Consider the following 11,294-nt stretch of genomic DNA (forward strand, 5'->3'; position numbering starts at 1 on the left):
TAGACCAGTTTGTCGCCGGCCATCAAGATGCGGAAGAACATGTCGAGGTCTTCGCCGCCGTTGGTGGGCGACCCGACGCCGAGTGCCTCGTCGAACCCGCCGAGATCGAACATGCGATCGCGGGCGACGGCGAAATTCGCTCCGGTTCCGTAGATGCCGACCTGAAACGGGAAGAGCGGCACGTCGGCGGGCGGGTGCGCGAGGTCGAAGATGCGGGGCGTCACCGAGCTGGCCCAGCCGACGCGGCGATCGAAGTACGCCTGGGCGTGGGTCCGGATCTCGCCGCTGGGCACGATGCCCGACACACAGGTGACCCGATGATCGCGAGCGAAACCGCGTGCGATGGACTTCAGCCACAACGCGTCGACCGCAACGTCGTCGTCGGTGAACGCGACGATCGCGTGCCGTGCAGCCCGAAGGCCGGTGTTGCGGGCACGAGAAAGTCCGGCGATCGGCTCGGAAACGACACGCACCCGTTGGTCCTTCAGCTCGGTGACATACTTCGTCGTGGCGTCCGTCGGCGATGCGTTGTCTACGACGACGACCTCGAAATCGAGATAGTCGACGGCCAACACCGACGCCAGTGCGCCGCGCAGGTGATCGATGCGATCGCGGGTGCAGATGACGACGGAGATGGGTGGGCATGCGCCGGAGCCCTCGGGGAGCGGACCTGCATCGCTCACCTCGAGGCCTCGGACAGCGTCGACGAGATCGGTGGCGGTGATGCCGCGCTCGCAGGTCGGCAGTTCGTGTATCGGCAGTTCGACGAAGCCGAGCGGGTCCATTCCGCGGCGCACGAGCAACCGGGCGCGCGAATAGCCCTCGGCGGCAGCGAGACCCATCTCGGCGGGCATCTCGGCATCGATGTCGACGTCGCCGATCCAGACGGCGCCGTCCCACTCGGGCAGCTGCGGACTGAGAAGGGCGGGTTCGAGAACAGGCGGGGTGGGATCAGGCACGGGCGGCTGGGTGGGATAGATCACGGGCGGCTGGGTGGGATAAAACACGGGGGAGGTCCTTTCGGGGTACTGCGGAGATCAGTCGGTTCGGTAGCGGACCCAGTCGACGGACATCGTCGCGGGAAATGCGGTGTCCTCGGTGGTCGGTCCAGGCCAGTCGCCGGCGACGGCGACGTTGAACAGCATGTAGAAGGGCTTGTCGAACACCCAGAACTGGGATCCGCCGGTCAGATCGGCTGGGGTCATGACGCTCAGCGTGGTGGAATCCATCCCGGTGACGATCTTGTCGGGACTGCGTTCGACCCAGTAGACGTGATAGCCCTCGGATAGCTGCGGTGCCGCAACTCCGGAAGCCTCGACTTTCTGACTGGTGAGGCTGTCGGCGCGCGGGGCGTGAATTCCGGTGTGGTAGTTGTCGGCATCGTTGAGTGTCTCGATGACGTCGATCTCCCCCGAGATCGGCCATCCGACATCCTCGATGTCGGAGCCGAGCAACCAGAACGCCGGATGCAGCCCCGCCCCGGCAGGCATCTTGATCCGCGCCTCGACGCGGCCGTACGTGAACTCGAACTTGTCTTTTGTCGTGACGCGCGCCGAGGTGTACCCGTCGGGCGTGCTCAAAGCCGAGACGGAGAGGTTGCCGGACCCGTCCTGGAAGGCGTTGGCGACCTCGTCGGTGTAGTTCTGCTTCTCGTTGTTACCCCATCCCGTCTTTCCGGTGTCGTAGCTCCATCGGTCCGGATCGAGTGCGGATCCCTTGGCACCGTCGAACTGGTCGTAGACGGTGAAGTCGCCGATCCTCGCCGCGGTTGCGACAGACGATCCGCTGACATCCTCATCGTTCGGCCACAGTTGTTGATAGGCAACCACTCCCGATGCCGCGAAAGTGGCAGCTACGACGGTGATGCTGAGCAACCGCGGCCACCACTTGTGTGGGGGCGGCGGAAGCTGCCCCGACGATGGGAGCCGAGCAACCGAGACGGTCGACGGGTCGTAGTGATGGGTCATCGTGTCGGGCCGGGGGTGGCGGCGTGTAGCTTTCGGACGCGACGGGCCGTCGAGCGGTGTGCGACGGCGAGGACGACGATTCCTGCCAGTATCGAGTAGGCGACGATGCGCTCGACCGCGCCGATGCCGATGCCGAAGCTGTGGCCACCGATGAACAGCAGCGAGGCGACCAGTGCGACGGCGCCGAGGGTGGTGACGACCATTCGGATCGTGCGGCGCAGCGAACGGTGCCCGCCTGCGACGATGAGGCCGAGGGAGCCGACGACGAACATCAGTGTCGCGCCGAACGAATGGATACCGTAGTTGATGCCCTGGTTGACGACTCCAGCCACGACGGCGCCCGCACCGGCTACGGCGAGCAGTACGCCCCCGCGGACGTCGAGCACACCCGTCACCATCCAGGAGAGTGCAGCGACGGCGATAGCGATGCCGAACGCCGCGATGGAGGCGTCCATGAGGACGTACAGGTTGCTGCACGGCCAGTTCCCGCTCGGCCCGCAGAACGCGACTCCGAGCTCACTGATGAAGTTGTTGCGGTAGTTGTACAGACCGCGCCACGTCGCCGCCACCACGAACTCGACGACGAGGAGTTGCACGACGCTGACGCCTGCCCAGTAGCCGATTCGCGCCCAGAGAGACGCGTCGGGTCCGGTGGTCGGCTTGCCGCGCAACGCTGCTCGGGCCTGATCCAGTTGGGTACTCATCGGGACAACTCCTGCAGGGAGAGCGAAGCGGTGGGGTCGAGGAGCGCGATCGGGTCGCTCATGACGAGCTCGAGCGCGGACTGGACGGCGAGTCGATCGAAGACGTTGTCGTGGAACGACGCCGATACGTGGAAGGTGTCGCGAATCTGGAGCGAGGTGATGACGATGGTGTCCGAGTACGAGGGTTCGCTCAACGGGTGGAACGCGCACTCGTCGGGCGCTCCCGTCCAGGCGATGGCTTCGAGCTGGGGAATGCGTCCGACGTCGGAGAAGACCAGTTCGGCGACGGCAGTTGCAGGTGCGGTGGTCGTCGCACTTGCGGGGAGAGCAGAACGCGTACGGAAGTAGTGGAAAGCGCCGATTGCGCCTGCGGCAAGGGGGCGCCCCTTGTCGATTGCGTGGCCCACGACCGCGTTGAGCTCGGTGGCCGAAGTGGGATCGACGGCCTCGAAGCTGATTCCGACGGCGAAGTTTCCGAGCACCACCCCGTCGGTGCGCAGGTAGCGTCTGCAGTCGAAGAGGAAGTCGACCGACTGCGAGATCCGAATGCCTTGCTCGGACAATGCCGTTGCAATGGCCGCGCACAGGATCGAAGTTACCGTCACGTCGGGCGAGTTCGCCTTTCGCCAGTTCCGCATCGCACTCGGTGCTCCGACCGCAGACGTGGCGACGGCTACCGCGGGCGAGCGCGTCCAGGGAACTACCGGGATCTGCGGGGGTTCGGGAACGGTGCGAGTCCTGGGTGCCGGGCGGAACTTCCCGTACAGCACGTCGGCCACCTTGCGGGGGTTGTGCAACATCCACGTTGCGAGGGCCCGGGGCAGCGGATTGCGGACGGCCTTCGCCGTCGCCCACGCCGGTAGTTCGGGATGCGTTGCGGGATCGGCGAGGAATGCCATCAGCTCGATCGGCAGGACCGAATCGCTGAAACCGTGCGAGATGTCCAGCAACAAGTACTCACCGGCCAGGTGAGCGCGAAGCGACACGTCCAGCGTGACCGTCTCGGCGAGCTGGACCAGTCGCTGTACGAGATCGGCCTTGGTGATGGTCGCTACCGTCTGGACGTGTGCGGTCACCGATTTCGGCGCGTAGGCCCACTTCGGCGATGTCGAATCGACGCGCAGGCCGACCCGAGCAGCCGGACCGGCCGACGCCAGCCGCTGCAACCGTTCCCTGACCCGCTCGATGCCGCCGAAGTCCGCAGGCCCGAGCGCACAGATGATGCGGCTCTCGGATCGCAACATGTCCATCGCGCTCGCCTTGTACGTCACATCCGATGGGGTCATGGGGTGCTTCTTCCGGGGGCAGGTTTCAGGTGAGGGGGGTTCATGCGTGCGGGTTCGAATGTTCTCTTCGCGGTGCGCAGGTGATGGCTACCCGCGGTGCTGAGCTCGCGCACGCGTCCGAAGTCGTCGTACGCCACGGGAGGCGCTGCACGACCGATCACCGGGGGAGGTGGACTCGGCGGCCCGGCCCACGGAGGATCTTCGGGCGGTGGGCCACCGCGCCGCGAGAGTTCCTTTATCCAACGGGCTAGCGGGACGATGAGCACGACGGCACCGAAAGCTTCGGCGGCAAGGTATGCCCACCCGATGGCAGCGATACCGAGCGACGACGACAACGTCAACGCCCCGACGATGATGATCGTCGTCGCGATCACCTGCACGACGACGGCGAGGCGCATGCGCCGCTGCACCCGCGCGAGACCGTCGTACAGCGATCCGATGACCGAGAGCGGGATGGTGAGAGCTGCGAGGTGGACGATGATGGTGCCGTTCTCGCGGTACGACTCGCCGACGATTCCGAGGCCGAACGGGGCGATGAACGCCAGGAAGAACGAGCCGCCCAACGCGACGATGCACACCATCGTCATGAAGCGTTTGGTGAGTCGGTTGAACTGTTCGGGATTGGCGGCCACCTCGGCCACGAACGGCCCGACGAGAACACTGATCAGAATGTACAGCGCGCTGACGATCGACCAGGTGAGCGAAAAGTACGCGTTGTCCTCGGCGCCGAGGGTGGCGACGACGATCATCGGAACCAGCAGTGGCGCCAGCGAACCGAGCGCGGTGATGCCGTAGGCGGAGCCGAAGTACGACCACAGTTCACGCTTCGGCGGCAGGGTCGGAGCGATCTGGTAGCGGGGCTCGGTCCGCAGGTTGCGCAGGATCGACCGCAGTACGACAACCGACGCGATGACCGCGGGGATGGCCCACGCCGCGATGATGGACGTACTGCGAGCCGTCGTGAAGAGGGCAAGCAAGAGCGCGAATTTGACGACCGCGTGGAAGACGTTCTTGCCCGCTGCCCACCGCGCGACGCCGAGACCGGACGATGTCTGATCCTGCAGGGCGAACACCGCAAGTACTGCGACGAACGCTGGGAACGAGACGATTTCGGCGGTGGAGGTAAACATGCGATCGACGGGTGCGACCAGAAGGAAACCGCAGCCGAGCACGAATGCGAAGGCGGTGACGGTGAGGTACCCACGCACGACGAACGATCTGGCCCGATAGCCCGAGACGGGGAGAAAGCGTTCGTACATCGACCCGAGGCTGAGGTTCGACAGCGTGGACAGCATGACGGCCGAGGTGATGACAGCGGATGCGCTGCCGACCTCCGCCACCGGATAGAGACGACCGGCCGCGGCCCAGAACAGCAGTCCGAGCCCGCCGGTGATCACGGTGGACAGCATCAGCGCCAACGAGTTCAACGCGAGATTTCGGTCCGACGCCTTGTGGTCGGTAACGGGTTCGCCAGGGATGTCTGCGGCCGGCGCAAAGCCCTGCGGTTCGATCGGCGACCGGGCACCGACGTACGGATTCTCCGCCTGCACCTGATGAATTGGCATCGTGTGCGACATGAGACCCATGTCCCACCGAACCGGCTCGAGCGGATACCACTCGAGCTTCTCGAGATTGTGATGCCGGGGCGGGGCAATCTTCGGGGCGCGATGCTTCACAGCGGAGTCCAGTCCACCGGCGCCGCAGGAGGACGCGCACTGACCTCGACGTCGAACGCGTCGGAGACGGCGAGCATCAACTCGGCGTGCACGGTCTCGCGCAGATCTCGGGCGTACAGCGAGTGATCTCCACCGGAGAACGACTTCACGACCGCCGCAGCATCGCCGGTCGGGCGCCTCTGTGCGCGGCCACGAAGGCGATGCATGCCCTCGGGTCCACGGTTGTCCACGAACCACGCTGTGTCTGTGGGCGACAGCAACACCGTCGTGCGCACGTTCTTGGCCTCGAGCTTCCGCAGCGAGATTTCCGGCACCTGAATCAAACCGCGAGTGCCGAGCCAGAACCACAGGGGATACGGCATCGACGACTGCAGGCGGTTCTTCACCGTCACGCCGATGTCGTGCAGACGGTCCAGTGCCTTGGACGCCAAGCCGGTGTCCTCGTGATGCATCGACGAACGCTTGACGAATTCGATGCGGCGCGTCGTCCAGTCGAGGGTGTTGAGCAGCACGGCGGACCCAACGCCCAGTTCGCGGGCTGCGTAGCTGGCGTACCAGGATCCGGAACACATGCCGGACACCATCACGTTGCGCGGCGACGCCTGGGCGGCCAGCACGGCGGTGAGGGCGTCGTCGTTGCCTTCGTCGCTGTAGAGCCGGGTGATCTCGTCGCCCGATACGACGCCGCTCTCACCCGTTCCGCGGCGATCGAAGCGCAGCGTCGACACACCCTGCGCGGCCAGGGTGCGGGCAATCTCGACCCAACTGCGCACAGGGCCGACGCGATGCTCGTTGGCAGTGGGGTAGAGGACCAGCGTCGGGCCGCCCGGTACCGAGCTCGGCGACGTGGTGCGGATCGCGAAAAGCCCTTGCGGACCCAGTGATTCGATGCTCTCGCGTGCATCGCCGAACTCGGCGGTCTTGCGCAGGGAGACCGTGACCGCGCTGACGGCGTCGCCGAACCGGGCCTCGACCCACGCGGCGATGTGGGCGATGTCCTTGCTCGGCAGCACGACCTCGAAGTCGGTCGGCTCGAGAAACAATTCGTGGCCGGACAGTGTGTGCTCATCGGCGTTCTGGTTGTTCACCACGGCGCGAACGGGTTTGGCGTCGGACCGCTCGAGACGCGTCGCGACCAGGACCGGGCATCTGACGGCAGGCAGCTTGGTGGCGTCGAGCGTCGCGAATTCCGCAGCCACATCGGCATGCAGGACGGCGCCGATGATCGACACCCGCGGGTCTTGCGCGGAGTCCTGCGTGACGCTGACCGAGTACAGCGCCCGCTGCTCGTGCAGGTACGAGCGGCCGCGCAGGACGGGATCCCACAGAGCCAGGGCCGTGAGCGGCTCACACTCCTGCGCCACCGACGCACCGAGCAGCGCTCCGGCCCTCAGGCCGACGAGCGCCACGTCGTCGACGCCGCACCCGCGTACGTAGCGGATGGCGGTGTCGATGCTCGACTTCCAACGCTCGACGATCTCAGGGTCGTCCTGGTTGCCGTGCGAATCGCCGGTACCCAGGTAGTCGAATCGCAGCACGAGAAGACCTGTGTCGCAGAGCTTCTGTGCGAGCAACATCAGGCCGCGGTATGAATCGACCTGCTCCTTGCCCAGTGGGGGACACAGCACAACAGCTCCCCGGGCCCGGCCCCCCGCCGGCACGTGCACGGTGCCGAACAGGCTCTCCGATTCGGGACCGAACCAGGTGGAGTGCTTGCCCTCGATCGACACGGCTTCGGAGTTGCTCGGGTCGAGGTCCCGCAGAGCGGCATCTTGACTGTTCACTGTGAGCATCCCCTTGGGTCGTGTGGGTTGGTCGGTGTCGATCGGGCCTATCGCGAGAGGTGGGTCGGCCACTTGCGACGGTCGAGGCCGTGGGTGCGCAGCATCGCCAGGGCAATACGTTCCATGCCGAACCCGACGCAGGCGCTGTGTGCGGGCTGACCGTCGACGGTCTCGATGCCGAACGTGTGGCCGAAATGGTCACGGTGGCAGTTGCACGACACGACGGCGGTGCCGTCGTCCAGATCGCCGTAGAGCTTGACGACCAACTCGGTCTTGAGGTTCTCGTTGCGCTGGTTGGCGGCGAGCATGCGGCCTGCGCGACCGAAGAACGGATCGTTCGCGATGACGGCTTCGGCTTCGAGACCGAGATCGGCCAACACCTGAAGGCCGCGTACGACCCAGCGCTCCCGGTGCGCAATCGCGTCGTCGGGTGTGCCGACCCGCACGTACTCGTGCATCCGAAATGCCTGCATGCGTGCGGGATCCACGGCGGGCTCGTGCCGGAAGCAATATCCGTAGATGTCGAGCAACCGGCCGTCTTCGGGCAGGGTGCCCGTCATCATCGAGTACGACGGGTGGCAGGCGGCAGAGACGAGCATGGTGCCGGCGGATTCGAGGTGGTGGTCCCAATCCCTGCCCTCGGAGCGATCGGCCAACAGCGCGGCGTGCGCCTTGTTGTCGCCGTCGAACGTGTTGATCGCGCCCGTCAGGTTGGGAAAGGAAGCGATGTAGTCGGTGCGCTCGAACGCTTCGCGCGGAAAGACGGGCGGGAAACGAAAGCGCGGAGCCGAGTAGCCGTGCTCGGACTCGCCTGCGGCCTTGACTGCGTCGTCGATGGTCTCGATGATGTCCTCGAACTCGCCCGAACGTCCGTAGAGGCCCTCGACGGAACTCGGAATCAAAAGGCCCGCCTCGATGAGCTCGTCGCGGAAAACTGAACGGGCGGAATCGAGTTCGGTGATGTCCTGCGTCGCGGTCATCATTTCCCCTTGTAGACGAGTGCGAGCTGCGAGTTGTGACCGAGGATGCGCTCGTTGCTGACCATGATGGCCGAGCCGTGCGCGTCGCGGAGGTGACGGCCGATGCTCAGATCACTGTCTTGGCGGTAACCCGAGATGCCGCAGATCTGCAGCGCCTTGCCCACGATGTCGATGACGAGCGTCGACGCCGTCACCTTGACGTTGTTGATCTTCACGGCGAAGCCGATGGCTCCGAGCTCGGCGGGGGAGTCGGCGATGGCCTCGTACTTCGCTGCCGCGCCGAACACGGTGTCCACAAGCTGCTCATGTGCCACGTAGAGCTCGGCGAGGCGCAGCGCACTGGGCGGCGTGACGCCGGGTGTGCGGCTCGCTGCCTTGCGAACGGACCTGCGCGCCTTGGTGACTGCGGCATCGGCGATGCCGAGCCACGCCGATCCCCACAGAACGTGCGCGGCGGGCAGCATCGTCTGCGACGAGATGTCGCCGTAATTGTCGCCGAGGATGTTGGACGTGGTGGTGGTGGCTTCGAGCTGGAAGCCGGGGCTGCAGGTGCCACGGAAACCGAGGGTGTCCCAGTCGCCTGTGCGCTCGAGCACCACGTTCGGCTTCTCGCAGACGACGAGCACCTGATCGCTCGGCGGGCTGTCGACCGAGCGCCGCGCCGTGGCGAGGACGAGGTCGGCATATTCGCCGTAGGAGATGACCGGGGCCGTCTTCGACAGGGTGACGTTCTCTCCGTCGTACTCCACAGCGCAGCCGCTGGTGCGCACGTCGCCGCCGATGTTGATCTCGGTGGTCGCCGAGGCCACGAGGAGCTGATCGGCAGCAATCCGACGCAGTAGGTCGGTCATCGCGTCGGATTTACCGTGGCGCACGATGCTGAGCACCTGCGACTGGTGCATCACGAAGATCATCGCGGACGACGCGCACTCGGCGCCGAGTGCACGTGAGGTGTGGGCGAGTTCGGTGAGCGAGCATCCGCCGCCGCCGAACTCCGTAGGGATCGCTGCCCCGAGGAGGCCAGCGCGGCGCATCGCGTCGACGGATTCGGTCGGGAAGCGCGCATCGCGGTCCACCTCGTCGGCGTACTCGCGCAGAACTGCGAGGACGCCGGTGATCGAGAGTGTCTCGGTGTCGTAGACGGTGGTCATCGCGATCAGTCCGTCAGTTGCGCGATGGCGGTGGCGATGGCGTCGATGCTGCCGAAGGTCGACTTCTGCAGCATGGTGTCGGGAAACTCGACGTCGAACTCGTCTTCCAGAGCGATCATGACGTTGACGCTGGCGTGTGAGGTGAGGCCGTTGTCGTACAAATCCGCTGCGGGCTCCAAGTCGGTGGCCTGCACCGGCATCTTGCCGAACTTGTCCAGTACATTTCGAACCCGTGCGACATCCTGCGAGCTGAGCGTCTCCATGCGAACCTCCACCGAATCTCGTGAAACCCGAGACCGGACGGCCTCGCGAATGACCGTGGGTCGAAGGATGCATCGTTTTCGACCCAGCAGTCTCCCCAGACCCACCCAAACAATATCTTAGATTGTTTTGCAGCGTCACCCGGTAGAGCAAGTTTGTTGACGCATTCTTTTCCGGTCACTCGGCCGACCAGCGTCGAGGTCCCGCGGATGGTGTGGCGAACGACGCATTTCCTGCAAACGGGGTTGCGCAAAGGAAATGGTGTGCGCTCGCGCAAAGTACAGTGGCTCCGACGTCGGGGTTCGTACAGTCAAAAGGATATTTGTGCCGATGGGTGGAGTCTGCGGCGTGGCCGTGGAGTCGGACGCGGTTCGCATCTCGTACTTCCGAGACGGGCAGCGGGTCGAGGATTCGATAGACGCCGAGGGAGCCCGATGGCACCTGAACGGCAAACTCGTCGACTGCGGACCGTTCGAGGACGTCGTTCTGACCGGCCGTGATTCCGATGCCGTCGAATCGTTGCTCGCGACACTCGACACCGGAAACGGCGGCGCGATCCGCATGGTCGACGAGGGCGCCGCCCTGCTCGCCTACGCGCGATCCGTCGACGTCCTCGCCGATGCTCGCGCGCTTCTCGTCCTCGACTTCGGCAGGCACGGCACGTCCGCGTTCACCCTCGACGTCGCGGACAGCAGGGTCGTCCGATCCTCCCGGCGTTCCGCAATGTCCGGCGAAGCCCTCGACGATGTCGTCGAGCGGCTGGTCATGGACAAAAAGATCCTGCCGCCCGCGCAGGGGCTCGACGCGCAGCGAGAATACCGATCCTTCTTTCGCGAGCTCAAAGAACTGGTCACCAACTCCGCAGGCGTCCGCGCGCCCGGCGAGGGCCCCATGCTCCTCACCCGCGACGAGTTCGAGAACGCCATCAGCCCTATGCTTCTGCAGACATTGGCCTGGGCAGCGCCGAACGACCCGGACGCCGTTCTCCTCATCGGCGGCGGCGCACAAATCCCAGTGGTCGGCAGGCTCGTCGAGCAGCAGTGGCCGGTACCCCTCGTTCTGCCCGAGTCTCCCAGTTCGGTGATCCTGCACGGTGCCGCCCTGGAAGCCGCGCCGTCGCCGCCGAAGCGCAGCGAACTCGTGCTCGACGAGGTTGTGCCTGACGAGGTTGTGCGCGACGAGGTTGTTTTCGACGAGGTTTTCGACGAGGTGCCGGAGGTCGCTACGACGCCGATGCGGGTGGTTGCGCCGGTCGTCGATCCCGAGCCGGTTGCGCTGGTTGTGGAGCCTGAGCCGGTTGTCGAAGCCGCGCCGACCGCTCAGCAGGCACCGTCGCGGCGTCGCCTTCGCTGGTCGATCAGGGATGCCGCCGCACTCGCCGGCGTCGCAGCCGTCGTCCTGTTGGTGTGGGCCGTCGTCTTCCTGCGCGGCGACACCCCGCCCGCCCCCGGCATCGGCGTCGAACCGGCCGGAACTGCGCCGCGC

At 65.7% G+C, this 11,294-nt stretch carries 10 protein-coding genes; 1 reads left to right on the top strand and 9 read right to left on the bottom strand.

Annotated elements, in window-relative coordinates; translation table 11 throughout:
- The 9 genes from WBQ44_RS11380 to WBQ44_RS11420 form a co-directional block, all read right to left on the bottom strand.
- Nucleotides 1-959 (bottom strand): glycosyltransferase family 2 protein (locus WBQ44_RS11380; protein WP_495566796.1); only part of this gene is annotated, 959 nt, incomplete at its 3' end.
- Nucleotides 960-1,037: 78 nt separating this feature from the next.
- Nucleotides 1,038-1,967 carry a glycoside hydrolase family 16 protein gene (locus WBQ44_RS11385; protein WP_495566797.1) on the bottom strand — a complete coding sequence of 310 codons (930 nt, stop codon included), beginning with the start codon at nucleotides 1,965-1,967 and terminating at the stop codon, nucleotides 1,038-1,040.
- On the bottom strand, nucleotides 1,964-2,671 hold the full coding sequence (locus WBQ44_RS11390; RefSeq protein WP_495566798.1) for a DUF998 domain-containing protein: 708 nt from the start codon (nucleotides 2,669-2,671) through the stop codon (nucleotides 1,964-1,966). Before WBQ44_RS11390 ends, WBQ44_RS11385 begins: the two co-directional genes overlap by 4 nt.
- Nucleotides 2,668-3,957, bottom strand: a complete 1,290-nt coding sequence (locus WBQ44_RS11395) for a hypothetical protein (RefSeq protein ID WP_495566799.1) — start codon at nucleotides 3,955-3,957, stop codon at nucleotides 2,668-2,670. Before WBQ44_RS11395 ends, WBQ44_RS11390 begins: the two co-directional genes overlap by 4 nt.
- A complete protein-coding gene (locus WBQ44_RS11400) occupies nucleotides 3,954-5,633 on the bottom strand; it encodes a lipopolysaccharide biosynthesis protein (RefSeq protein ID WP_495566800.1) in 1,680 nt (559 codons plus the stop codon). Before WBQ44_RS11400 ends, WBQ44_RS11395 begins: the two co-directional genes overlap by 4 nt.
- Complete coding sequence (locus tag WBQ44_RS11405; RefSeq protein WP_495566801.1) at nucleotides 5,630-7,417, bottom strand: alpha/beta hydrolase family protein; 1,788 nt, start codon at nucleotides 7,415-7,417, stop codon at nucleotides 5,630-5,632. Before WBQ44_RS11405 ends, WBQ44_RS11400 begins: the two co-directional genes overlap by 4 nt.
- Nucleotides 7,418-7,464: 47 nt before the next feature.
- Nucleotides 7,465-8,397, bottom strand: a complete 933-nt coding sequence (locus WBQ44_RS11410; RefSeq protein WP_495566805.1) for an amino acid--[acyl-carrier-protein] ligase — start codon at nucleotides 8,395-8,397, stop codon at nucleotides 7,465-7,467.
- Nucleotides 8,397-9,548 carry an acyl-CoA dehydrogenase family protein gene (locus tag WBQ44_RS11415; RefSeq protein ID WP_495566802.1) on the bottom strand — a complete coding sequence of 384 codons (1,152 nt, stop codon included), beginning with the start codon at nucleotides 9,546-9,548 and terminating at the stop codon, nucleotides 8,397-8,399. Before WBQ44_RS11415 ends, WBQ44_RS11410 begins: the two co-directional genes overlap by 1 nt.
- 5 nt (nucleotides 9,549-9,553) lie before the next feature.
- Nucleotides 9,554-9,811: an acyl carrier protein gene (locus WBQ44_RS11420; RefSeq protein ID WP_495566803.1), complete on the bottom strand. Its 258-nt coding sequence runs from the start codon at nucleotides 9,809-9,811 to the stop codon at nucleotides 9,554-9,556.
- Nucleotides 9,812-10,139: 328 nt separating this feature from the next.
- Between WBQ44_RS11420 and WBQ44_RS11425 the strand changes: the two genes are divergently transcribed.
- Nucleotides 10,140-11,294, top strand: a 1,155-nt coding sequence (locus WBQ44_RS11425; RefSeq protein WP_495566804.1) for a hypothetical protein, incomplete at its 3' end; no start/stop codon positions are given.

Source organism: Rhodococcus sp. (in: high G+C Gram-positive bacteria) (assembly GCF_049591685.1).
GTDB lineage: Bacteria > Actinomycetota > Actinomycetes > Mycobacteriales > Mycobacteriaceae > Rhodococcoides.